This window comes from Amycolatopsis sp. ATCC 39116 (assembly GCF_000231075.2).
Classification (GTDB): domain Bacteria; phylum Actinomycetota; class Actinomycetes; order Mycobacteriales; family Pseudonocardiaceae; genus Amycolatopsis_E; species Amycolatopsis_E tucumanensis.
Window position 1 is genome coordinate 180099 of record NZ_AFWY03000009.1, and the last position, 23281, is coordinate 203379.

General features: G+C 68.3%; 24 protein-coding genes, 2 tRNA genes and 1 pseudogene. 20 read left to right on the top strand and 7 right to left on the bottom strand.

Annotation, left to right across the window (positions count from 1 at the left end):
- Positions 1-41: 41 nt before the first annotated feature.
- Together AMY39116_RS0313760 and AMY39116_RS0313765 are read left to right on the top strand one after the other, a co-directional pair.
- Entirely contained in the window at positions 42-512 is a 471-nt protein-coding gene (locus AMY39116_RS0313760; RefSeq protein ID WP_017987650.1) for a ribose-5-phosphate isomerase, read from the top strand.
- Complete coding sequence (locus tag AMY39116_RS0313765) at positions 512-1321, top strand: Fpg/Nei family DNA glycosylase (RefSeq protein ID WP_020418223.1); 810 nt, start codon at positions 512-514, stop codon at positions 1319-1321. The genes AMY39116_RS0313760 and AMY39116_RS0313765 overlap by 1 nt, the downstream gene beginning before the upstream one ends.
- 45 nt (positions 1322-1366) lie before the next feature.
- Here the strand turns inward: AMY39116_RS0313765 and AMY39116_RS42785 are convergent.
- A pseudogene (locus AMY39116_RS42785) lies at positions 1367-2080 on the bottom strand (hypothetical protein); the annotation flags it as partial.
- Positions 1996-2283 carry a class I SAM-dependent methyltransferase gene (locus AMY39116_RS45420; protein ID WP_020418225.1) on the bottom strand — a complete coding sequence of 96 codons (288 nt, stop codon included), beginning with the start codon at positions 2281-2283 and terminating at the stop codon, positions 1996-1998. The pseudogene AMY39116_RS42785 and the gene AMY39116_RS45420, both read right to left, overlap by 85 nt.
- Before the next feature lie 85 nt (positions 2284-2368).
- Between AMY39116_RS45420 and AMY39116_RS0313775 the strand changes: the two genes are divergently transcribed.
- Positions 2369-3238: an LLM class F420-dependent oxidoreductase gene (locus tag AMY39116_RS0313775; RefSeq protein ID WP_020418226.1), complete on the top strand. Its 870-nt coding sequence runs from the start codon at positions 2369-2371 to the stop codon at positions 3236-3238.
- 11 nt (positions 3239-3249) lie between these two features.
- Positions 3250-3696 (top strand): nuclear transport factor 2 family protein, encoded by a 447-nt coding sequence (locus AMY39116_RS0313780; RefSeq protein ID WP_020418227.1) that lies wholly within the window; start codon positions 3250-3252, stop codon positions 3694-3696.
- Between the two features lie 286 nt (positions 3697-3982).
- On the opposite strand, the gene AMY39116_RS0313785 is transcribed toward AMY39116_RS0313780, so the two are convergent.
- From AMY39116_RS0313785 to AMY39116_RS46070, 4 genes are all read right to left on the bottom strand, one after another.
- Positions 3983-4453, bottom strand: a complete 471-nt coding sequence (locus tag AMY39116_RS0313785; protein WP_020418228.1) for an NUDIX hydrolase — start codon at positions 4451-4453, stop codon at positions 3983-3985.
- 11 nt (positions 4454-4464) lie between these two features.
- Positions 4465-5100: a YdcF family protein gene (locus AMY39116_RS0313790; protein ID WP_020418229.1), complete on the bottom strand. Its 636-nt coding sequence runs from the start codon at positions 5098-5100 to the stop codon at positions 4465-4467.
- Between the two features lie 6 nt (positions 5101-5106).
- Positions 5107-5655 carry an AAA family ATPase gene (locus AMY39116_RS0313795; protein ID WP_020418230.1) on the bottom strand — a complete coding sequence of 183 codons (549 nt, stop codon included), beginning with the start codon at positions 5653-5655 and terminating at the stop codon, positions 5107-5109.
- Positions 5656-6654: 999 nt separating this feature from the next.
- Positions 6655-9288 carry a lipopolysaccharide assembly protein LapB gene (locus AMY39116_RS46070; RefSeq protein ID WP_157358544.1) on the bottom strand — a complete coding sequence of 878 codons (2634 nt, stop codon included), beginning with the start codon at positions 9286-9288 and terminating at the stop codon, positions 6655-6657.
- 115 nt (positions 9289-9403) lie between these two features.
- On the opposite strand from AMY39116_RS46070, the gene AMY39116_RS0313805 reads away from it, so the two are divergent.
- The 9 genes from AMY39116_RS0313805 to AMY39116_RS0313845 all read left to right on the top strand — a co-directional run bounded on the left by AMY39116_RS0313805 (position 9404) and on the right by AMY39116_RS0313845 (position 17414).
- The gene (locus AMY39116_RS0313805) at positions 9404-10642 is read left to right on the top strand and encodes a helix-turn-helix domain-containing protein (protein WP_027935899.1); all 1239 of its coding nucleotides are present in this window, start codon (positions 9404-9406) and stop codon (positions 10640-10642) included.
- Between the two features lie 4 nt (positions 10643-10646).
- On the top strand, positions 10647-11207 hold the full coding sequence (locus AMY39116_RS0313810; RefSeq protein ID WP_027935900.1) for a flavoprotein: 561 nt from the start codon (positions 10647-10649) through the stop codon (positions 11205-11207).
- A gap of 115 nt (positions 11208-11322) precedes the next feature.
- Positions 11323-11598, top strand: coding sequence for a hypothetical protein (locus AMY39116_RS0313815; protein ID WP_020418234.1), 276 nt, complete (start codon positions 11323-11325; stop codon positions 11596-11598).
- Between the two features lie 48 nt (positions 11599-11646).
- The gene (locus tag AMY39116_RS0313820) at positions 11647-12099 is read left to right on the top strand and encodes a hypothetical protein (RefSeq protein WP_020418235.1); all 453 of its coding nucleotides are present in this window, start codon (positions 11647-11649) and stop codon (positions 12097-12099) included.
- Positions 12100-12116: 17 nt separating this feature from the next.
- Entirely contained in the window at positions 12117-12407 is a 291-nt protein-coding gene (locus AMY39116_RS42795; protein WP_020418236.1) for a winged helix-turn-helix domain-containing protein, read from the top strand.
- Between the two features lie 520 nt (positions 12408-12927).
- Positions 12928-14457 carry an FtsK/SpoIIIE domain-containing protein gene (locus AMY39116_RS0313830; protein WP_020418237.1) on the top strand — a complete coding sequence of 510 codons (1530 nt, stop codon included), beginning with the start codon at positions 12928-12930 and terminating at the stop codon, positions 14455-14457.
- Entirely contained in the window at positions 14457-16067 is a 1611-nt protein-coding gene (locus AMY39116_RS0313835) for a replication initiator (protein ID WP_020418238.1), read from the top strand. Before AMY39116_RS0313830 ends, AMY39116_RS0313835 begins: the two co-directional genes overlap by 1 nt.
- A 10-nt stretch (positions 16068-16077) precedes the next feature.
- Positions 16078-16287, top strand: coding sequence for a helix-turn-helix domain-containing protein (locus tag AMY39116_RS0313840; protein WP_027935901.1), 210 nt, complete (start codon positions 16078-16080; stop codon positions 16285-16287).
- The gene (locus AMY39116_RS0313845; RefSeq protein WP_020418240.1) at positions 16287-17414 is read left to right on the top strand and encodes a site-specific integrase; all 1128 of its coding nucleotides are present in this window, start codon (positions 16287-16289) and stop codon (positions 17412-17414) included. Before AMY39116_RS0313840 ends, AMY39116_RS0313845 begins: the two co-directional genes overlap by 1 nt.
- Before the next feature lie 91 nt (positions 17415-17505).
- Here the strand turns inward: AMY39116_RS0313845 and AMY39116_RS0313850 are convergent.
- Positions 17506-17576: transfer RNA gene (locus AMY39116_RS0313850), tRNA-Gly, on the bottom strand.
- Positions 17577-17658: 82 nt separating this feature from the next.
- Between AMY39116_RS0313850 and AMY39116_RS0313855 the strand changes: the two genes are divergently transcribed.
- The 7 genes from AMY39116_RS0313855 (at position 17659) to AMY39116_RS0313885 (ending at position 23040) form a co-directional block, all read left to right on the top strand.
- Positions 17659-17735, top strand: a tRNA-Pro gene (locus AMY39116_RS0313855).
- 281 nt (positions 17736-18016) lie between these two features.
- The gene (locus AMY39116_RS0313860) at positions 18017-18745 is read left to right on the top strand and encodes an MHYT domain-containing protein (protein ID WP_202961422.1); all 729 of its coding nucleotides are present in this window, start codon (positions 18017-18019) and stop codon (positions 18743-18745) included.
- A gap of 40 nt (positions 18746-18785) precedes the next feature.
- Positions 18786-21026 (top strand): ATP-binding protein, encoded by a 2241-nt coding sequence (locus AMY39116_RS42800; protein WP_162146041.1) that lies wholly within the window; start codon positions 18786-18788, stop codon positions 21024-21026.
- A gap of 17 nt (positions 21027-21043) precedes the next feature.
- Positions 21044-21454: a roadblock/LC7 domain-containing protein gene (locus AMY39116_RS0313870; protein WP_020418243.1), complete on the top strand. Its 411-nt coding sequence runs from the start codon at positions 21044-21046 to the stop codon at positions 21452-21454.
- Positions 21451-21813 carry a DUF742 domain-containing protein gene (locus tag AMY39116_RS42805; protein WP_020418244.1) on the top strand — a complete coding sequence of 121 codons (363 nt, stop codon included), beginning with the start codon at positions 21451-21453 and terminating at the stop codon, positions 21811-21813. Before AMY39116_RS0313870 ends, AMY39116_RS42805 begins: the two co-directional genes overlap by 4 nt.
- Entirely contained in the window at positions 21794-22381 is a 588-nt protein-coding gene (locus AMY39116_RS0313880; protein WP_020418245.1) for an ATP/GTP-binding protein, read from the top strand. The genes AMY39116_RS42805 and AMY39116_RS0313880 overlap by 20 nt, the downstream gene beginning before the upstream one ends.
- A 41-nt stretch (positions 22382-22422) precedes the next feature.
- Positions 22423-23040: a flavin reductase family protein gene (locus AMY39116_RS0313885; protein WP_020418246.1), complete on the top strand. Its 618-nt coding sequence runs from the start codon at positions 22423-22425 to the stop codon at positions 23038-23040.
- The last annotated feature ends 241 nt before the right edge of the window (positions 23041-23281 follow it).

Genomic DNA, 23281 nt, shown 5'->3' on the forward strand with positions numbered 1-23281 from the left:
CCCAGCATGCCCGGGTCCCACCCGGATGCGAGACTCCACCCGTGCGCGTCTACTTGGGATCAGACCACGCCGGCTTCGAGCTGAAGAACCACTTGGTCGAGTACTTGAAGGGCCAGGGCCACGAGGTCACCGACATCGGCCCGGCCGTCTACGACGCCGCCGACGACTACCCGGCCTTCTGCATCGAGACCGCCCGCCGAGTGGTGGCGGACGAGGGCAGCCTGGGCATCGTCATCGGCGGTTCCGGCAACGGCGAGCAGATCGCCGCGAACAAGGTGAAGGGCGCCCGGGCGGCGCTGGCCTGGAAGCCGGAGATCGCCGAGCTCGCCCGCCAGCACAACCACGCGCAGCTCATCGGCCTCGGTGCGCGCATGCACACCGTCGAGGAAGCCACCGCGATCGTCGACGCGTTCCTGTCGACCCCGCCGTCGGAGGACGAGCGGCACGGCCGCCGCGTGCAGCAGATGCTCGACTACGAGCGCACCGGCACCCCGCCGCCGCTGCCTGCCTGATGCCCGAAGGGCACACCCTCCACCGGCTCGCCCGCCTGCACCAGCGGCGGTACGCGGGCGCGCCGGTGGGCGTTTCCAGTCCGCAGGGCCGCTTCGCGAGCGAGGCGGCCCTTTTGGACGGTCAGGTCATGCTGAAGGCCGAGGCCTACGGCAAACACCTGTTCCACGACTTCGGCCCGCTCGGGTCCGTGCACGTCCACTTGGGACTGTACGGGACGTTCACCGAGGCGAAACTGCCGGAAACCCCGCCGGTGGGCCAGGTCCGGCTGCGGCTGACCGGCCGGACGCACTGGACGGACCTGCGCGGCCCCACCCGGTGCGAGCTGCTGACTCCGGACGAGGTCGACGCGATCAAGGCGCGCCTCGGCCCCGACCCGCTGCGCCGCGACGCCCGCCCGGACGAGGCGTGGCAGCGGATCTCGGCGTCCCGCACGTCGATCGCCGCGCTGCTGATGGACCAGTCGGTCATCTCCGGCGTGGGCAACGTGTACCGCGCGGAGGTGCTGTTCCGGCACCGCATCAACCCGATGGTGCCCGGCCGCGCGCTGGACCACGTGCAGTGGAAGGAGATGTGGACCGACCTCGTCGCGCTGATGCGCAAGGGCGTGCGGATCGGCCGCATCGACACCGTGGACGACGAGCACCTGCCCGAGGTCACCGGCCGCGCGCCGCGGCAGGACCGGCACGGCGGCGAGGTGTACGTCTACCGGCGCACCGGGCAGCCGTGCCTGATCTGCGGCACGCCCATCGCCCACACCGAGCTGGCCGGGCGGAACCTCTACTGGTGCCCGGTCTGCCAGGCGGCGTGAAAAAGCGGGCCGGACGTGGTGTCCGGCCCGCTGAGTGGTGAGGCGTCAGAAGCCGCCGAAATCCCCGCCGAAGTCGCCTCCGAAGTCGCCGCCCATGTCGCCGCCGAAGTCCCCGCCCGCGTCGCCGCCGGCGTCACCCATGTCGCCGCCGTCGGCTCCCGCGTCGGCCATCGCGTCCTCCTGGCCCGCGTCGTAGCCGGACTCCCACGCCGAGGCACTGGCGATGCCTGCCATGCCGCTGAACATCGCGCTGAACAGGAACATCGAGCCCAGGCCCCACGCACCCGCCACGAGCGCCGGCTTCCACCACGGCTCGCTGTACCAGCCCTGCGGCACCGGGCGCCCGGCCACGCGGCCACCCGGGTAGTAGTAGGGCGTGTTGTCGCCCGGGTTCGGCGACGCCTCGTAGTGCCTGCCCTCGACGTCCACGCTGCGGTGCTCGGTGACCTTGCCCGCGCGCTCGCGCTCGGCCTCCTCGGGCAGCTTGGGGCCGGGGTCCATGCCCATCGCCTCGCGCGCCGCGCGCACGTAGTAGAGGCCTTCGAGCGCGGTCTCCTTGACGAGCTTGGCCTGCTCGGCCGTCTGTGCCTGCTCCAGCTGCGAGCCCGCCGCGTTGTAGCGCTCGGACGCGTCGGCCAGTGCCTGCTTCGCCGGCTCGTTCGAACCCACGAGGTTCAGCACCTGGCCACCCAGGCGCTCGACCAGGCGCCGGGCGTCGGCCTTCGCGTCGTCGAGCTGGCGCCGCCGCGGGCGTGCGCGAGCATGTCGGGGGAGGGGTCCATGCCGATCACCGCGCCCGCCCTGGCGGCCATCGGCACGGTCAGCTGACCGGTGCCGCAGCCCAGGTCCAGCACCCGGCCGAGCGGGAACTCCGCCGCCAGCAGGTCGAAGACCTCCGCCGGGTACCCGCGGCGGAAGCGCGCGTAGTCCGAGGCGACGTCGCCGGCGAATTCCTGGATCACGGTGACCAGTCTGTGAGCTGCCGGAACGAGGCCGCAAGCGGTTCCGCTCTCGACGAAAACTAGAACACGTTATAGTCTCGGTCGCATGAAGTTCACCCTCTCGGTCGCGATGAACCCCCTGGACCAGTTCACCGAGCTAGCGCGCACCGCCGAGGAGTGCGGCTTCTCCTCGATCGCGTTGCCGGACTCGCTGTTCTACTCCGAGCACGTGTCCGCCGAGTACCCGTACACGCCCGACGGCAGCCGGTTCTGGACCGCGGACACGCCGTGGGCCGACCCGCTGGTGGCGGTCGCGACGATGGCCGCGGTGACGGAGCGGATCGAGTTCTACACGTCGGTGCTCAAGCTCGGCTCGCGGAACCCGGTGCTGCTCGCGCGGCAGGTCGGGTCGGTCGCGGTGCTGTCCGGCAACCGGTTCGGGCTCGGGCTGGGCGTCGGCTGGTCGCCGGAGGAGTTCGAGTGGTGCGGCGCGCCGTACGCGAAGCGCGGCAAGCGCGTGGACGAGGCGATCGAGGTGCTGCGGCTGATCCTGGACGGCGGGATGGTCGAGTACCACGGCGAGTTCTTCGACTTCGACAAGCTGCAGATGAGCCCGGCGCCGTCGGAGCACGTGCCGTTCTACATCGGCGGGCACACCGAGGTGGCGTTGAAGCGCGCCGCGCGGGTCGGTGACGGCTGGTCCTCGGCGATGATGAAGTTCGACGACCTGCGCTCCACGATCTCGCGGCTCGCGGAGCTGCGTGCCGAGTACGGGCGCGCCGACGTGCCGTTCGAGATCCAGGCGGTGTGCATCGACCGGTTCGGCCTGGACGGCTACCGCGAGCAGGCCGAGATCGGCGTGACCGACATCGTCACGCAGCCGTGGGTGTTCGACGGCATCGGGTTCGGCGATCCGGTCGGACCGAAGAAGGACGCGATCCGCAAGTTCGCCGACGAGGTCATTTCCCGGTTCTGAGGGGGCGTGTCATGGGTGTTCAGGTGTGCTGGGACGTCGAGGCCGAGCAGCCGCCGGCCCGGGTCGCGGCGTGGCGGTCGATGAACGCGACCTGCCGCGGCGCGAAGGACGAGTGGCTGGCGTTGTTCGCGCCGGACGCGGTGATCGAGGACCCGGTCGGCAAGTCGATGTTCGACGAGGAGGGTCGCGGGCACCACGGCCACGACGGGATCGCGGCGTTCTGGGACCTGGCGATCGCGAAGGTCGAGCGGTTCGAGTTCGTGATCAAGGACTCGTTCGCGGCCGGCGACGAGGTGGCGAACGTCGGGACGATCACGACGTACCTGCCGGGTGGGTACCGCGTCGACACCGAGGGCGTGTTCGTGTACCGGGTGGGCGAGGACGGGCTGGTCCGGTCGATGCGGGCGTTCTGGGAGACGGAGCGGGCGATGGCGACGGCGCGGCAGGTGGGCGGGTAAACAGTGGGCGCACGTTCGTAAGCCGTGTGTTACCGGCGGTGTGGCTGGTGTTCGCCGTGTGCCGGTGTTCGCCACGATGCCGCGCATGCACGGCAGATCGCCTTTGGAACTGTGCGTTTACTGGGGCTGGCTCCCCGACAGCGACGCCGGAGCCACCCACTGGGTCTCCCCGGCGCGCGACTACCACCCGAGGACCGGGCTGCGGTCGAACTGCGGGAGGCGCTGCATCCCGTCCGAGAGAACCCACGCGTGGCGGAAGCTGCCCCGGTGCCGGGAATGCGTGTCGTCACTGGGTGTCCAGCAGGACCGGACGCCCGCCGCGCTGGGCTTCGACGGCGGCGTCGATCCGGGCGACCAGTGACGGGCGGGTCTTGGCGGGCAGCTCGTCGCGGGTGAACAGGCGCGCCGAGAGGATCTCGGGGGTGAGCGTGAGGGCGGCGACTTCGGCTTCGGTGATGAGCCCGCCGTCGAAGCCGAAGTAGAGGCCCTCGGGCAGGCGATCCCCGGATTTGCGGTGGTCGATGACGAGGAGATCGCCACGGGGGCGCTCGATGCCGAGCTCTTCGCGGACCTCTCGCGTCGCGGCTGCCCACGGTGACTCTTCGGCGTCGACGGTGCCGCCCGGCAGGTCCCAGTACGGCTGGTACGAGGGTTCGACGAGCAACACGCGCCCGGCGTCGTCGCGGAACAGGACGCCGGCCGCCATGCGCTTGCGGGGCAGGGCGGCGACGTACTCGTCGAAGGGGAGCAGATCCACGGGGTGCGAGGCTAGACCAGGCGTTTGGTGAACCCCGCGGCGATGAGGCGCTGCAGGGCACTGTGGACGTTCGCCGGGAAGGGTTGGGGGATCGCGAAACCCCGCTCGGCGTAGAGGGTGATCCGTTGTGTGTCGCCGACCAGCATGTTGATCACCCGGTCTTCGTCGCCGATGGTGTGCAGGTGCTCGTCGAGCGTTTGTGGTTTGGCGGCGCACACGACGTCCACGTCGGGCCACAGCTTGCGGCAGGTCGCGTAGGCGCGGCGCTGCTGGTAGGGGCGCGAGACGAGCGTCACGGACCGGATGTCGAGGTCGGCGAGCAGCCGTCGGGTGAAGGTGATGTTCTCGCCGGTGTTGGTGGCGCGGGTCTCGAGCCGGATGGCCGCCGCCGGGACGCCGCGGGCTCGGGCGTGCTCGCCGAAGTGGACGGCCTCGCCGCGCGGGAACAGGTCGACCGTGGTGGGCGCGTTGGCGCCGGTGAAGACGACCAGCGGGAACCGGCCGGCGTGGTACAGCTCGGCGGTGTGGTCGGCGACCCCCAGGTCATGACTCCCGAGCCCCACCCCGACATCCGTCCGCCGCGGCTCGTGGTCCAGGTGGTGGTAGCGCCAGAGCGTCTCGACGTCGGCGCGCAGGTGGTCGTCCACGTCGTCTCATCCCAGGCTGCGCCGCAGTGCGTGATATGTCAGTTCCACCTGGCCCTCCTCGACGTGCACGATCCGGGCCTGTGGCCGGGCCGCGATCACCTCCGTCAACCGGTCGTACATCACCGACAGGTCGTCGAACCCGCCGTCGCGCCCGATCATCTCGTGGGCTTCGACGTGCAGTGGATCGGCTGCCGCGCGGGTGCGCTCGGCGAAGCGCCGCAGCACGTTCTCCCTGCTGTCGAGCAGCACGATCTCGTGGAACGCGGCTCCGACTTCGTGGGAGAGGCATTCGAGCTGGTCGATGAACGTCGTGCGGCCCAGGAACTGCGGGACCACCACGTCGTGCCCCGCTGAGAGGTGCGCACGAGCGGCGGCGAGCGTGACGCCGCGAGCGAGCAGGCCGGCGGTGTGCGGGTCGTCGCGCCAGCGGCCGATCAGGCTCCGCACCCGGTCGACGTCCAGGTTCAGCGTGAGGGGGTGATCGTCGGCGTACCGCCCCGCGAGCGTCGACTTGCCGCACGCGGGCGGACCGTTGAGCAGGATCAACCGCGGCACCCGGCGACAGTACCAACGTCCGCCACCGCGGAGACGACGAGAGCGGGCGACGGGAATGGAGGACGAGGAGTTGAGCGACCACGTGCGCGCCGCGCTGATCCTGCGGCTGTCCGCGCGGACCCGCCAGTCGTGTCGGGGACGAGCCGGGAACCGGGCGACCCAGCCAGATGTAGGCGACGTGTGTCGCGGCCTGTTTCGGTCTGTACGCAACCGTTCCGCGAGTGGACTACCGGCCAAGGGGGCGCCGACCAGGGGGAGGAGGGTGTGGATCAAGGGGCATGACCGGGAGCGCGACCCAAGTTTCAAGATCATGGGGACACATTCCCCGCCCCCTGGGGACACCGTCCACAGCGTACAGCCTCTAACCAGGGCAAAGCATGGAGCGGGCGACGGGAATCGAACCCGCACCACCAGTTTGGAAGATTGCGTCTGCTGCCCGGCCGGTGCGCGTGACCTGCTTGTTCCTGCGCCACTGAGGTCTCCGGTTGACCGCTGTTGACCGGGGCTACTGGCACGGGAATGGCACGCCGGTTGAGCCGCCCACAACCCTCCCATCACCCCGACACACAGCCCAGAACACGGCCGGTGGTGCCGGGTCAAGGCACGCTTTCCCGCCTTGACGCGGTGCCACCGGCCGTAGTCACGATCGGCTGTCGGGGTGGTGATCGACTCGTGACCAGCGCTCACGTAATGCGCGGCTCCTGGCGAACGACGTTCAATCCGTAGCGTCGGCGCAAGGAGACCGAGCGTGAGAGTGCCCAGGCAGGCGGCGGGTGGCTGCCCAGGTGACGAGCTGCTGCGCTCGGTCCGGCTGAATCGGCGCGCCGCCGGGGGTGGCGAAGTGCTCGGCTGGGTTGCCGCGCCACGCGGCTCGCCGGGCGAAGCGGAGCGGCAGCCCGGCGTAAGCCGCGCCCGGGTCCTGCTGCGGCACCCAAGGTAACGGGCAGAGCGCGCCGCCGCCGGCGGCGCGCCTTGATCCCGTAGAGGCGGATTCGGCAATCAGTGCGCCGGCCCTGTGGTGACAGAACCGTTGCTTGTCGATCGACTCTCGTGGTCGAGTCTGCGCTTTAGACTCAGACAATGCTGATTCTCCGGGTCAAGCTGCAAACCTTCGTTAGCCCAACGGCGGGCGGAAGCGCTGTCGCGGTCGTGGAGACAAAGCCAGGCCAAGCGGGAGAGATCATTAGCGTTTGCTTGATCGGCGTTCTCCTCGAGTAATCGACGCAGTTTTCTGACCGTTAGTCTTTTTTCGTCGCCGTCCAACACGATTTCGCCGCTCGCGAGAAGTTTGTTGAATCTATTGGCTGTCGAGCTAAGCTCTTTGAAGTCGACTTGCCCTAACTCGACGAGCTGCAATCTAGCGGTCAATTCTGCAATTGGGTCGCCGACATTCCGGTAAAGCTGGATCAGTCGCTTCCAGGCTAAGACGTCACCCTCGCGGCCTTCCAAGTATTTCTTCAACGACTCAATAGCGTCGGCAGTGTTGTTCAGTTGATTATGTTGTAGTTCGGCCAGAACCAGCCACGCTTGCGGATAGGCCGTAGCCATGTATCGGATTACACCTAGCTCCTGGCTGACATCAAGTCCTTGTTCTGCCCGAACCGCGGTGACGCGAGCTATTCCGTCTATCCGCGGCGCGACTCCGCGGGACGCTTCTGCGGTTGTGGTCACGCCAAATCCGCGAAGAAGAGCTAGATCGACATCGATTGCGATCTTGAGCGGACTTGTCACCAGCTTCTTCCGGCCAAAAACTGCCGCTGCGAGAGGTACGGTCAGGAACACGTCGTCTCGGGATGCGCCCTCGATCATCTCCACGAGGGACATTTGCTGTAGCTCGAGGACGGCGCTGTCAAAGTCAAGACGCTCATTAGCCGGTCGAAGTAGGACTGCTTCAAGGCCAATTTTTGGAACGCTAGAGCGCCAACTGCTCAATGTTAGGAAGACGCGTTTTGCAGCTGGCGACAATGCTTCGTAGGATCTATCAAACAACGCGTCAAGCATAGCCTCTTTTGTGGCTATGGCACGTTTAGGGGTTACAAGTCTTTGTTCTCGGGCCACCTCGCCGAGTAATACTTTTGCTACATATGGGTGGCCGTCTGACTCTTCGTACAGCATGTCGCGGTATCGATCGTCTACTAGATGGGCGATTCCTAATTGAATTGCCGTATCGTGTACCAATCTAGCAAACTCGCCGGGTGTCATACCTCGAACTTCGATCGGATAGTCCGCCTTGAAATCGCGTGTTCTGGTTGTAATTAAAACCTTGTTTGGAAGCCGGATGCAGTTGTCGATAGAAATGTAGAGCTCTAACGGGTCTCGGACCGTCTCGAAATTGTCGAACACGAACAGGAACGGACCGTCTTTCGATTCTCCTGATAGGCAGTCGGTGAGGTACCGCGTAGCTTCCCTCGGTGAAAGAGGCTCTCGGTGCATCAGGGCGGAGAAGTCGCGCGCAACATCATCGACAGAAAGGACATCTGCGCGGACCACCCGTGGTCCCTCTGGGAGCAGGTCGATGTCTCGTGCACTGAACCATACAATGGCAAAGAATTCTTGGTCGTCGGCGAGCTGGTGAAGCACTTCAAGGGCGAGGGATGTTTTACCTACGCCACCCCTGCCTTGCAGTGTAACTATGGGGTGTCGCGCGTCGAGTAGAATCTTCTTCAGGTCGTCCTGGAGGCGGCCGCGACTTACGTAGCCCGGACGCCTAGGTGGCATGTTGGTAAAGACGTTCCCAATGACGTCTAATCCGGGCGCAGCGGCGGTTTCGCTTGTGGGCCGAGCATCTGCGGGGAGCAACCAGGTGCTGCCCTCTCGTGTTTGGATCTCATCCGAGATGTAAGAAAGTGATTCGAAGGATCCTTTGTTGAAATTGCCGTTCGGTAGAAAGAAGTCGTTTAGTTCGGCGTCGCTGAATAGTAGGGGTACCCGACGTGGTTCGCCCAAGAATACGTAACAACCATCGGGGAATGAGTGGTCGTTCTCCCGTGTTAGATAGACGAAAGGATCGCGGCTTCCGCCGAAAGAGCTAACTCGGTACTTGCCGGAGAGGCTGCGGTGAAGATAGGCCCAGGAACGTGAAAACGCAGGGAGATTATCTACCACTAAATTTACTGACTCGTTTAGGTCAGCGCTTGCGGCAGAAAATGTGAGAGGCTTCGTTGCTCCATGGCCCCGTGTTCGATTTCGAAGCCAAACAAAGTTCCGCACCCATTGGCGAAGTGACACCTTCTGTCGGCTGAGGTCCTCGCGACCGGCATCGATTTTCGCGCAGGCTTTTTGCAAGAGGAGCACTGCTTGTCGCTGCCATGTCTCTTCAATGGGACTTTTTGCGGCCGCAATCGAGGACTGTGAATTTCTTGCCTCTGGCACAAGTTGTTGGCTGACCGGCCCGGTGAGAATATCGTCCAGTACTTCTGCCCAAGAGCCGATACTATCGGCGGTCAAAAGTCGTCTCTCAAGAGCGTATCGGTGGCCTTCTCGGTCCTCCTGAATACCTGCGAGAATTTCCACCACCAGGATCTTAATAACCATCTCTCCGAAGTAGAGCAGTTCGAAAAAGTATGCTGCGTCGGACTCCTCGCGGGCGCGCTCTATTCGCTGGCGCATTCGGTCGACAGGGGCAAAGGACACGGGTAGGACACCTCTCGTCGGGCTCACTCGCTGAGCGGCTACCCGAGTATCGCCGTCACGGTCGCAAGTGTTGCTGTTCATGCTCAGGTTGTTATTTTGCTGCTAACCTGGGTCTATGCGCGGTGTGGGTGATCAGCTCAGCATCGGGGAGCGTGTTGCCTTCTACCGGCGTCGTCGGGGGTTGTCGCAGGCCGTACTGGCCGATCTGGTCGGTCGCTCTGAGGACTGGCTCAGCAAGATCGAGCGTGGTGAGCGCGATATCCGCAGGCTGGACGTGCTCGCGGACGTGGCTCGCGCGTTGCGGGTGACTCTCGGCGATCTGCTCGGTGAGCCCGTTCTCATGGAGGACGAGGAGCGCAACGACGACGTTCCGGCGATCCGAGATGCGCTGATGGCTGCCAGGCGGCTCTCGCGGACGTTGTTCTCCTCGTCCATGTCGCCCGAGTACATCGACCCTGCTCCCGTCAAGCAGCTCGTGGAGGGGGCCTGGTCGAGCTATCAGAAGGGCGACCTCGGCCGAGTTGTCCAGGCTCTTCCTGGGTTGATCAAGACCACTCAGCAGATGGAGGCTGCCTCGGCGGATGATCCGGCCTACCGGCGCACCTGTGCGGCGCTCTCGGCGCGGATTCACCACCTGACCGCGACCACGTTGAGCAAGATTGGCGAGGCCGACTTGTCCTGGATCGCGGCTGAGCGGGCTATGCAGGCGGCCGACGAGGCGGACGATCCCCTGGTGCTGGCGTCGGCTGCGAGGTCCGGTACTCACGCACTCCTGGCTGTCGGCCGGTTCGAAGACGCGCTTGAGCTGGGGGAAGCTGCGGCGAAGTGGCTGGTTCCGCGGATGGCGGCCGGTGATCCGGCGGCGCTGAGCCTCTACGGCATGCTCTACCTGCGAACGGCGGTCGCCGCGGCCCGTCATCAGGACCGGGCGACCTCGAATGACCTGCTCGCGCACGCCACCCGCGCAGGCGAACAGCTCGGGGTGGATGCGAACTACTGGCACACCGGCTTCGGACCGGCGAACGTCGAGCTGCACCGCCTCTCCGCGGCCCTGGACCTCGGCGATGTGACGCAGGTGATCGAGCAGGCTCCGAAGGTCGACGTCGAACACTTGCCCGCGGAACGTCAGGTCACGTACCTGATCGACTACGCGCGGGCGCTAAGTCTGATGGCGAAGGATGACGAGGCCCTGCAAACGCTGCTATCGGCGGAGCAGAAGTCGCCGGCCATCGTGCGGCATTCGACCGTGGTCCGTGAGGTTGTGCGGTCGATGTACCGTCGTGCTCCGGCCACGGCCGGCCGGAAGTCGTCGGCGCTCCTGGCGCTGGCTGAGCGTTGTGGAGCGGTGAGGTAGGTGCATGGGTTCGCGGGTGCTCGGTCTGGTGGGTTCCGGTGCGGGTGGCGTTGAGGAGCTGCTTCCACGCGTCATCCGACCTGCGCAGGAAGCAGGGTGGACGGTCGTCGTTACCCTGACGCCCACTGCCGGCCGCTGGCTCCAGAAGTCCGGGGCGCTCGCGGAGATCGAGGAGGCGACCGGCTACCCGGTGCGCGTTGAGCCTCGCGACCCGGACGAGAAGAGCCCGCACCCTCCCGTTGACTGCTACCTGGTCGCTCCGGCGTCGGCGAACATGGTCGCCAAGCTCGCGATGGGTATTGCGGACAATCAGGCTTTGACGCAGGTGAACGAGGCCATCGGTACTCGGAACCTGCCGGTCGTCGTGTTCCCGCGGGTGAACGCTGCGCACGTGAGGCACCCGTCATGGGAGTTCCACATCGCAGCGCTCCAGCGGGCTGGCGTGCGCCTCGTCTACGGTGATGACGTCTGGCCGCTCCACGAGCCGCGCAGTGCGCCGGGGCGTGAACTGCCCTGGTCGGCCGTGCTCGACGCGGTGAACGAGGCCGTTCCCGCCTCGCGCTAGCCCTCTGCAACACCTACCCGGACAGTTTGTCCGGGTGATCGCCCTGAACCGGGTGTCTCCTGGGTCATACCGCGCCCCACCGGACGCGGGAGAGTCAAGACCCCCAGGAGAGCAGATGGGCATTCACGTGGTGATCCAGCCCGCCGCCGGGTACGGCGCTGAGGTCGTTTCACCGTCACCCGGCATCCGGCAACTCATCGCCGGCGGCAAGGACGCCACCTTCGTCATCCAGGTTCCCGCGCGCATCGGCGGGCTGACCGATGCCGCTCGGTTCGCGCGGAGCCTGGCTGTCGCTGCCATCGAGTTCGGGGACTGGTGCGAGACGCAGAACCGCTCGCGCTCGTTCCCGCTCGACTCCGCTGATGGTCACCGCTCGAACGAAACCGAATGACTGGTCGCGCTCGACCACAGAACACGAAGGCACACAAGGGGTATCGACATGGCTATTTCCAGGGGACACCGCTTCCCGATCGAGTTCGATGACGCGTTCCCGCAGGGTTTGGTGATGGTGGGCGAGATCTCGCCGGACAACGAGTACCAGTCCCGGGAGGACAGGGCGGCCGGTCGTCCCGCTCGGCAGCGCGTCGACGAGGTGACCGGCAAGCGCCAGTGGAAGGCGACCGTGACCGACCCGTCGGAGCCGAACGCCAAGCGCGCGTCCTTCGAGGTCACGTTCCTCGCTGACGTGCAGCCGGTGCCGACGACGAGCGAGGTGCTGCCGGGTATGCGGCCGGTGGAGCTGGAGGGGCTGACCGCGGAGCCGCGAGTGGCTGGCAACGGCGAGTTCAAGTACCAGTCCTTCGTCTTCCGCGCGACCGGCTTCAAGGCCGTGAGCAGCGGTGGAGGACGCGCGGGGAAGGCTCCGGCTGAGCAGTCGGCGAAGGCCGCGTGAGTGGGCGAGGAGCGCTAATGATGACGCGTGAGGACCACGCGCCCCCGGCCCAAGCATGGCAGCGGCCGGAGGGTGGGGAGCCGGGCTACGTCTACGAGTGGGTGGCGGCCCACATCGCCGACCGCATCAACTCGGGCGAGCTTCCGGTGTACGCGCGGCTTCCCAGTGAGAAGCGGTTGGCAGTGGAGTACGGCGTTTCGCTGGGATCGGCCCGCCACGCGACTCGGATTCTGCGGGAGCGCGGGTTCGTCATGACGATCCGGTCCAAGGGCACGTTCGTCGCCCCGCGGAACGCCAAGGGTGATTGAGATCGGCACGGGAACGGACGACGAATCCGTTCCCGTGCTCTCCCTGTGGAAGGAGGTGAACGAAGTGCCATCCAGGTCCCGGAAGCCTCGACGGCGGTGGCTGGTCCGGCGGCGCTGCTGGCTGTGCGGACGCACCCATCGCCTGATGCGGGACAAGGCGTACGTGTGCCGGACCTGTGCGGGCCGCGGCAACGAAGGTCTCTAGAGGAATGTCCACAGTAGACGCGAAACGCACGCGGGGACGTGCGGCGATGACGCATGACCTCATGCAGGAACCTCGAAACATAAGGCGCAGAAGCGGAACCTGGCTACCAACCGTGCCGCTCCTGCGCTGTCCACCCTCTGGGAGCAGACAAGTGGCAACGATAGACAACGGCAACCGAGCCGTGTCAACCGGCCGCACCCCGACGCGGTGCGCCGCATGCAAGAAGTTCACCCGACTGGCCCCCGGCGACACCGAATGCGCTGCTTGTGCCGGCCGACTGCCGCTGCCGATCACCACGAAGGCGGGTGGTCGCTGATGGACGCACACACCTTCGGAATCCTCTTCCTCGGCGTGATCGGCCTGGCGGTGGTCGTCTGGGTGCTGCACAAGCTCGGCTCCGCGCTGGCCTCGATCGCGGAGGCGCTGGCGGCGGCCGCGGTGGTGTTCTTCGCCCTGTGGTGGCTGCTCAAAGCCCTCGGCTGGATGGTCGCGCAGATCGTGATGCACCCGCGCACGACGATCACCGTGCTCGCGCTGGTGGCCTGGTGTTACTGGGTCGGCTGGGTCTCGCTGCTGGTCAGCCTGTGCGTAGTCGGTTCGGGCTTGGCGTGCTGGCGGTGGTTCCACCTCGTCTCCTACGACCAGTGGGCAGGGCAGTTCCTGCGCACCTGGTGGCAGAAGTGGGCCATCTACGTGCCGAAACTGCCGGGCTGGCTGCACGCCTGCGGGTTGAGCGTGAAGGACGACGCGATCCCGGTGGACCTGACGGTCACTCTCGTCGGGCGAAAGAAGATCACCCGGGACCGGGAACGTGCCGGGGTGCGCATGCCGAAGGTCAAGCGGGTGAAGTCCGGGCCGTCGTGGGATGAGGTCCGGGTGCAGTTGGTGCCGGGACAGAAGCCGGAAGACTTCGACGACGCGGCTCGTGCGCTGGCATCGGCGCGAAAAGTCGGCCGGTGCCAGGTGCGGGAGGTCGCTCCCAACGTGGTGTCGATCGATTTCCAGCGCCGGGACCTGCTCGCTGCGCCGGTTCCCTGCCCGGAGCTCGGGTCGATGCCGGTTGACCTGCGGCACGTGTGGGCGGGACGGACTGAGTACGGGCAGGACTGGCGGGTCCCGTTGTTCGGCTCGGGCAGCCACACCCTGACCGCGGGTGCCAGCGGTGCGGGCAAGAACTCGGTGATGTGGTGCCCGCTCGTGGCGATCGCGCCGGCCATCCGGGACGGGTTGATCAGGGTGTCCGGGATCGACCCGAAGGGGATGGAGCTGGCCTACGGGCGGGGAATCTTCCATCGGTACGCGGTGACTCCGAAGGACGCCCTGGCGCTGCTGGACGACCTCGTGGACGCGATGGACAAGCGCAAGAGCGAGTTCGCCGGCCGCGTGCGATCAGTGCCGATCTCCAGTGAGAACCCGCTGGAGCTGATCGAGTTCGACGAGATCGGGGCACTGACCAAGTACACCGACCGCAAGACCCGTGAGCAGATCGTGGAGAAGGTGGCCCTGCTGACCACCCAGGGGCGGGCGCTGGGCTTCACGGTCCGGGGCTATGTGCAGGAGCCGACGAAGGAGACGGTCCCGGTCCGGGAGCTGTTCCCGCGGCGCATCTGCCTCCGCGTCACCTCGAAGTCGCATGTCGGCATGGTGCTCGGTGATCAGGCGTACGAGCGGGGTGCCTGGGCGGACCGGATCGACGAGTCCGCGGCCGGTGTCGGCTACGTGTGGGGCGAAGGGCTGCGGGAGCCGTTGCGAGTCCGGGCCGGGTGGGTTCCGGACGCGTCCGTGAAGGCTCTGGAGGCCTACGTCGGCGGGCAGGTGGGCCACTGGGGAGGTGTGGCGGCCTGATGCACCAGAGCAGGGCAGAACGGATGCGTCAGCCGCTCTCGACGGAGGTCATGAAGGCCACCGCCGAGAAGCACGGCGTGTGCGTGCGGCCGTTCACGATGGAGGTCGGTGACCCGGACACCGGTGAGCTGCGGTACGTGGCGGTGCCGTGTGGCTCGACGGTGGAGAGCGTCTGTGGGCCGTGCGCGAAGAAGGCCAAGGCGTTGCGGATGGCCCAGTGCCGGGAGGGCTGGCACCTGACCGAGGAACCGGACTTCACCCCGGCTCCGCCGAGTCCGGGGCAGAAGGAGTTGATGGAGTTCCGCGCGGATCTGGTGACGCGGTATCGGGAGGCGGTCGAGCACGGGGAGGAGGGCCAGGCCGACGAGCTGCGGGAGGAGATCCGCGGGGTCGATGAGGAACTTCGGCAACTCGGCATGCGCGGCCGGTTGCCCTCGCCGGACCTGCCCTCGAAGCGTTCGGTGAAGCGGTCGACAAAGCGGCGGCAGGACGCACCCAACCTGCCCCGGAAGAAGGTCGCCAAAACCACCGTGGGGCGGGAGTACGCCGGGAAGTTCCGGCCGTCTATGTTCGTCACGCTGACCTGCGACAGCTATGGGCGGGTGCGGGAGGACGGCACGCCGGCGGACATGGCGTCCTATGACTATCGGCGGGCGGCGCGGGATGCGGTGCACTTCTCGTCACTGGTGGATCGGTGGTGGCAGAACCTCCGCCGCGTGGTCGGCTGGGACGTGCAGTACTTCGCCACTGTGGAGCCGCAGAAGCGCACTGCACCGCATCTGCATGCGGCGTTGCGGGGGTCGATTCCGCATGAGGTGCTGCGGCAGGTCACCGAAGCCACCTATCACCAAGTGTGGTGGCCCCGGCATGACGAGCTGGTCTACGGCGGGGACCGGCTTCCGGTGTGGGACATGCGGAGCAAGTCCTTTGTGGATCCGGAGACCCGGGAGCCGTTGACGCAGTGGGAGGAGGCAGTGGAAGCGGTCGAGGAACCCGCGCATGTCGTGACCTTCGGGAGGCAAGTGCACTCGAAGGGAATCCTCGGCGGCACCGAAGAGGCCGGGCGGCACATCGGGTATTTGACCAAGTACCTCACCAAGTCGACGGGTGAGGTGATCGAGGCCACGAGCGCGAGGCAGCGGGACCACCACGACCGCCTTCACGCTGAGCTGGCGGTCACCCCGTGTTCGCCTCGGTGCGCGGTGTGGCTGCTCTACGGGGTGCAGCCGCTCGGGGTGACGAGTCGGACGACTCCTGGGCACTGCAAGGGGCGTGCGCACCGGCGGACCACGCTCGGGCTGCCTGGCCGGCGGGTGCTCGTCTCGCGCAAGTGGTCCGGGAAGTCGCTCGCGGATCACAAGGCGGATCGGAAGGCGTTCGTGCGCGACATGCTCGCGGGCGTCGGCATCGTGAAGCCGGAGGAGGACACCTCGCGGCTGATCTGGCGCAAGGTCGTGCCGGGGGACAGGGACGCGCCCCCGCGGGCGCACCTGCTCATGCGGGCCATCGCGGAGCGGATCACGTGGAAGGCCGAGTACGACCGTGCGCTTCTCGCGGCAGGACCACCACCAGGGGAGCCAGAAACTTCGGCAATTCAGCTCGCGGCGTGAAGGGGGATCGATGGAGAGGGGCTATCTCAACGTGGAGCAGGCGGCCGAGTACCTGAACACCTCGGTTCGCTTCATCCGGCGCATCGTCGCCGAGCGTCGGATCGCTTTCCACAAGGTCGGGTCGCACGTGCGGTTCAAGCTCGAAGACCTGGAGGCGTTCGTGCAGGCCGGGCGGGTCGAGCCGATCACGCGGGCGACCTACCTGGGGAGGGCTGCGTGATGGCGAACAAGAAGGGGCGTCGGCGGTTCGGTGCGGTGCGGGAGCTGCCGTCGGGGCGGTGGCAGGCTCGTTACCTCGGGCCGGACGGGCGCACTCATCCTGCGCCGCGCACGTTCCCGGGGAAGCGGGACGCCGAACAGTGGTTGTCCGTGGTGGAAGCGGAGATCCTGCGTGGGGATTGGCTCGACCCCGACTTGGCGCGGATCAGCTTCGCCGACTACGGGCGGGCGTGGATCAAGGAACGGAAGGTGTCGCAGCGGACCCGCGACGAGCACGACAGCATCTGGCGCAACCACGTCGAGCCGTTCCTCGGCCGCTACCAGGTGAACCAGATCAGCACCGAGGTGATCCGGCGGTGGCGGTCCGATCTGCTCGACAACGGGCGCTCGGAGGACCGGACGGCGAAGGCGTACCGGCTGGTGCGGTCGATGTTCACGACAGCGGTCGACGACGGGCGGATCAAGCGGAACCCGTGCCGGATCAAGGGCGCGGACCAGCACCGCACACCTGAGCGGCCACACGCGTCGATTGAGGAGGTGTACCGGCTGGCGGACCTGATGCCCCGGCGGCACCGGTTCCTGATCCTGCTGGCGGCGTTCTCCGGGCTGCGGTGGGGCGAGCTGATCGCACTGCGGGTGCGGGACCTGGACCGGGTGAACATGGTGGCGCGGGTGGCCCGCCGGACGGCTGAGCTGCGGAACGGGCGGCTCGACGTGGGGCCGACCAAGTCCGCGGCCGGGGTGCGCACGGTGGCCCTTCCCCGTTTCCTCGCCGATGAGCTGGCGGAACACCTGGCCGAGTTCGCCGAACCGGGTCCGGACGGACTGCTGTTCGTCGGCAAGCGGGGAGGGGTCCTGCGCCGCGGGAACTTCCGTCGCGAGGTGGACTGGAAGAAGCTTCTGGCCAAGGCCGGGTTGCCGGACGGCTTCCACTTCCATGATCTCCGCCACACCGGCAACCAGATGGCGGCGGAGGCCGGCGCGACCACGCGGGAGCTGATGCAGCGGATGGGGCAGAGCACGGCGCGGGCGGCTTTGATCTACCAGCACGCGACGAGCGCCCGTGACCGGCAGATCGCCGACGAGCTGAACGCCCGGGTCGAGCGCTACCGGCAGTGCGAGAGCTAGTGGCACGGTAATGGCACGACAGCAGCGAGCGGCGGCCCTCAGGCTCGGGGACCACCGCTCGTTGCATGCTTTGACCTGCGAAGACAGTGAGAGCGGGCGACGGGAATCGAACCCGCACCACCAGTTTGGAAGACTGGGGCTCTACCATTGAGCTACGCCCGCATGCACCCGCATCGTACGGGCGCGTCTGCGAGTCTAGCGGCTCACGCTAGAGTGATCGCACCGCCCCGGCCCTGGGGCGAACCGGGATGTGGCGCAGCTTGGTAGCGCATCCGCTTTGGGAGCGGAGGGTCGCAGGTTCAAATCCTGTCATCCCGACCACCATCGACCGGCCGGTCGCCCGTGTGGCGGCCGGCCGGAGTCGTGTCCGGCGGCCGGCACCGCGTCCGGCAGGCGCTTATTTTTCGTCACCGCCATCCTTAATTGTGTTCAACACGATTTCGTGAGGCATGAACAGAACCTCAGTGCGCCGCGTCAAGTGTTTACCTCGGTTACCTACTTCGCAGTACCGTTGAGATTTCCTCCTCCTTCACTTACTGTCCTCCAGCAGACCTGGGGGTGGTGCTTTTTTCCAACGGTGAACGAAGGACAGAATGGGCTCGATGACGGAATTGACGTTCGGCTGGATCACGCCCGTTCTGTCGTACGTCATGGCGTGCGTGGGAAGCGCACTCGGCCTCCGCTGCATGGTGCGAGCGCTTTCCGCGACCGGCCGTTCCCGCCGCCACTGGCTCGTCAACGGCGCCATGGCCATCGGCACCGGGATCTGGACCATGCACTTCATCGCGATGATGGGGTTCGGCGTCACGGGCAGCGAGATCCGGTACGACGTCCCGCTCACGGTGCTCAGCCTCCTGGTCGCCATCGCGGTCGTCGGCATCGGCGTGTTCGCCGTGGGCTACCTCGCTTCCAAGACCCTCGCCGTGCTCGTCGGCGGCGCCGTCGCCGGCCTGGGCGTCGCCGCGATGCACTACATCGGCATGGCCGCCATGCGGCTGTCCGGCAACGTCTCCTACGACCCCGGCGTCGTCACGCTGTCCGTCGCGATCGCGGTCGCCGCCGCGACCGCCGCGCTCTGGGCCACCCTCAACATCCACGGCAAGGCCGCCGCGGTGGGGGCGTCACTCGTGATGGGCGTCGCCGTCAGCGCCATGCACTACACCGGAATGGCGGCGGTCAGCGTCGAAGTGCACGCCGGGCATTCCGTGACCAGTGGCGCCACCCCCATGCAGTTCGTGTTCCCGCTCACCGTCGTGCTGGGTTCCTACCTCTTTCTGACCTCCGCGTTCGTCGCGCTTTCCCCGGGTCCGCAAAAAGAACTGACGACCTGAGCGAACCGCGAACGAATTCCGCAATGGGAGAACCATGGCCGTGCGCCGAGAAAAGCATGCCCGCATTTCGCCGGCCCCCCGGCTCGTAGACCGCCTGACGCCGCGGTCCGTCCGCGCGAAGATCGTCGCGCTGCTGATGGTGCCGGTGGTCTCGCTGATGGTCCTGTGGGGCCTCGCCACGGTCTCGGCCGTGCAGACCGCCTGGAACCAGCGCCAGGTCGAGGAGTTCGACACCCACCTGACCGCCCCGGTCGCCGACCTGGTCACCGGCCTGCAGGCCGAACGCGCGGTCGTCGCCGCCCACCTCGCCGGCTCCGGTGACCTGCCCGCGCTGGAGCAGCGGTACGCCCAGACCCGGGCCGCGCTCACGAGGCTGCGCGACGGCGTGACCCTGGTCGCCGCCGACCTCGCCGGCCTCGCGCCCGACCTGGACCGCCGCCTCGGCGACCTCGTCGCCGACGTGACCAGGCTGGGCAGCGCCCAGGGCGCGGTGACCGCCCGCCAGGCCGACTGGCGCGCCACCTTCGACGCCTACTCCGACGCCATCGACACGGCCTTCGCGGTCGAGGCCGCCCTCGCCGACGTCCACGACATCCCGGTCGCCCTGGCCGTGCCCGCCCTCGGCCGCGTCGGGGAGATGCTCGCCCGGCAGGACGCCGCGGCCCGCGCCGCGGCCGCCGGGCGCGCGAACGCCGAGACCTACCGCGCCTTCGTCGACGCGCTCGGCGGGCAACGCGTCCTCACCGCCGGTCTGCTGTCCGACCTGCCGGACGCCCAGCGGGAAGCCCTCCGCGACATCACGTCCAGCGACTCCTACCGCGCCCTCACCGACGTGCAGAACACCGTGCAGGCCGACACCGCGGGCCGCGCCCTCGCCGCGACCGTCACCTCCGGCCAGTGGGCCTCCTCGCTCGACGCGGTCACGCGCGACCTCGCCGCCGTCCGCTCGGAGGCCGCCACCGAGGCCGCAGCCGAAGCGGACGACGCGGGCAGCTCGGCCCTCACCGAAAGCGCGGTGACCGTCCTGCTGGGACTCACCGCCGTGCTGCTCGCCCTGCTGATCTCCGTGCGGATCGGGCGCGGCCTGGTGATCGAGCTGGTCGGCCTGCGCGACTCGGCCCTCGAACTGGCCAACCGGCGGCTCCCGCGCGCGATGCGCAGGCTGCGGGCCGGCGAGAAGATCGACCCGGACGCCGACGTGCCGGTGGTGCCGCCGAGTGACGGCGAGATCGGCCAGGTCGGCGCCGCGCTCAACGCCGTGCAGCGCGCCGCCCTGACCGCCGCCGCGGAACGCGCGGAGCTGCTCACCGGCGTGTCCGGTGTCTTCGTCACGCTCGCCCGGCGCAGCCAGTCGCTCGTGCACCGCCAGCTCAGCCTGCTCGACACGATGGAACGACGCACCGAGGAACCCGCCGAGCTGGAGGACCTCTTCCGCCTCGACCACCTCGCCGCGCGCATGCGCCGCCACGCCGAAGGGCTCATCATCATGTCCGGCGCCGCCCCCGGCCGCGTGTGGAGCAAACCCGTGCCGCTGATGACCGTCGTCCGCGCGGCCGTCGCCGAGGTCGAGGAGTTCCAGCGTGTCGAGGTGCACCGGATGGCCGACGTCGGCGTCCAAGGCGCCGCCGTCGCCGACCTCACACACATGATCGCCGAGCTGGTCGAGAACGCCACCTCGTTCTCCCCGCCGAACACGACGGTCCTGGTGCACGGCGAGGCCGTCGGCGCCGGGTTCGTCGTGGAGATCGAGGACCGCGGCCTCGGCATGGGCCCGGAGCGACTGGCCGAGGCCAACCGGCGGATCGCCGAGGCGCACCAGCTCGACCTGTTCGACGGTGAGCAGCTCGGGTTCTACGTGATCAGCCGCCTGGCCCGGCGCCAGGGCATCACCGTGACGCTGCGGCGCTCGGCCTACGGCGGCACGACCGCGGTCGTGCTGCTGCCGACCGCGCTGCTCACCCGCGCCGAGGCCACGCCCGCTGACGCCGAGGTCCCCACGGCCCGGTCACGCCCGGCGCGGCGCCCCGAGCCGGCCCGGGAACGGGACAACGGACGGCACCGTCCGCCGCCGCGCCCGCCGGCTCCGCCGCGGCCGGAACCGGTGGTCGCCGAGGACGACGAAACCGGCGGTCTGCCGCGCCGCAAACGACAGGCGCACCTCGCTCCCGGGTTGCGTGAATCCGCGCAGGACGAGGCCGCGGCGCCGCGGACGTCGCCCGACGAGGCCCGCGCCACCATGTCCGCCCTGCAGCAGGGATTCACCCGCGGACGCAACGGATGACGACGAGAGGGGTAGCGGTGGACGCCACCGATAACAGCAGGGAGCTCGCCTGGCTGCTGGACGAGCTGGTGGGCAACGCGCCACGGGTCCGGAACGCGCTGCTGCTGTCCAACGACGGCCTGGCGATGGCCACTTCGACGGGGATGACCCGCGAGGAGAGCGAGCACCTCGCCGCGGTGTCGTCGGCCCTGAACAGCCTCGCGAAGGGCGCGGGCAGGCAGTTCGACGCCGGTGCGGTCCGGCAGACGATGGTCGAGCTCGACGGCGGGTTCCTGTTCGTCATCGCGGCGGGCGGCGGGACCTGCCTGTCGGTGTTCGCCGAGGCAGGCACGGACATCGGACTGGTCGCCTACGAGATGGCGCGGCTCGTTTCGCAGGTGGGTGAGCACATGTACACCGCACCGCGGCTGGACCGGACAGGCACGTGAGCGACTGGTACGGCGACGAGTCCGGCCCCATGGTCCGCCTGTACGCGCTGACCAGGGGCCGGGCGCGGCCGTCCGCCGACTTCCTGGACATCATCGCGCTCGTCTCCGCCCGCACGCGGCCCGAGCACGACCTCACCCTGAGCCCCGAGCAGGCGGTGATCCTCCAGCTGTGCCAGGCGCACACGCTGTCGGTCGCGGAGATCGCGGCCCGCGCGAACCTGCCGCTCAACGTCACGCGGGTGCTGCTGGCGGACCTGCTGAACGGCGGGCACATCGAGGTGACCCGCCCGGCGCCGGCCGCCACCGGGCCGACCGATCGCATCCTGAGGGAAGTGCTGAATGGACTCCGTGCGCTCTGAACCACTGCCCGCGCCTGCGAAACCCTTCACCGCGTTGAAGATCCTCATCGCGGGTGGTTTCGGCGCGGGCAAGACCACGATGGTCGGGGCCGTCAGCGAGATCCAGCCGTTGCGCACGGAGGAGTACCTGACCGAGGCCGGCGCCGGGATCGACGACGCCGAGGGCGTGGAGCAGAAGACGACCACCACGGTCGCCATCGACTTCGGCCGGATCACGTTCGACGAGCACCTCGCGCTGTACCTGTTCGGCACGCCGGGGCAGGACCGGTTCTGGTTCTTCTGGGACGACATCGCGCAGGGCGCGCTCGGCGCGGTCGTCATCGCCGACACGCGCCGCCTCGAAGACTGCTTCCCGGCGGTCGACTACTTCGAGCGGCGGGAGACGCCGTTCGTGGTGGCGGTGAACTGCTTCGCCGGATCCCGCCAGTACCGCGCGAACCAGGTCGCGGCGGCGCTCGACCTCGACCCCGGCATCCCGGTGGTGCTGTGCGACGCGCGGAACCGGGAGTCGGCCAAGGAAGTGCTGATCGCGCTGGTGGAGCAGGTGCGGCGGGGCAGGCACCGCTGAGTTCGGCCGGGACCGACACGACCGGTTCCTAGCGTGGCGGCGTGAACACCGCAACGGACGAGCACGTCGTGATCAACCCGAAGATCCTGTACTTCGGCACGCCCGTGGTGCTGCTGTCGACCGAGAACGCCGACGGCAGCGCCAACCTCGCGCCGATGTCCTCGGCGTGGGCGCTGGGCCACGTGGTCGTGCTGGGGCTGTCCGCCGCCTCGCACACGGCGGCCAACCTCCGCGCGCGCCGGGACGTGGTGGTCAACCTGCCCGGTCCGGAGCAGTGGCGGGCGGTGGAGCGGCTGGCCCCGCTCACCGGCGCGGACCCGGTGCCCGCGCACAAACGCGGCGCGTTCCGGCACGAGCCGGACAAGTTCGCGGCGGCCAGGCTGCGGCCCGTGGACTCGGACCTGGTCCGGCCGCCGCGGGTGGCGGACTGCCCGATCGCGCTGGAGGCGCGGGTGGCCGAGGTGGGGGAGGGCTGGGGCGGCGGGTTCGTCGTGGTGCAGGCGGAGGTGCTGCGCGTGCACTGCGATCCGCGGCTGGTGGTGCCGGGGACGCAGCACGTGGACCCCGGCGCGTGGAGCCCGCTGATCTACAACTTCCGGCACTACTTCGGCCTCGGGCCGGAGCTGGGGCACAGCTTCCGCTCGGAGACGCCGCGCTAGGTGGCTCGGGCGGCCTGGGTGGTGGGGTTGCTGCTTGGGGGAGGGGCGGCTGTATGGGGCTGTGCTTGGGGGAGGGGCGGCTGTATGGGGGGTTTGTGGCTGCGCGGGGGCCTGCGGCTGGGTGGTGGGGCTGCCGTTCGGGGGAGTGGCGGCTGCGTGGCGGTCTGCGGCTGGGTGGTGGGGCTGCCGTTCCGGGGAGGGCGGCAGCGTGGGGGCTGCGGCCTGGGCAGTGGGGGTTGCC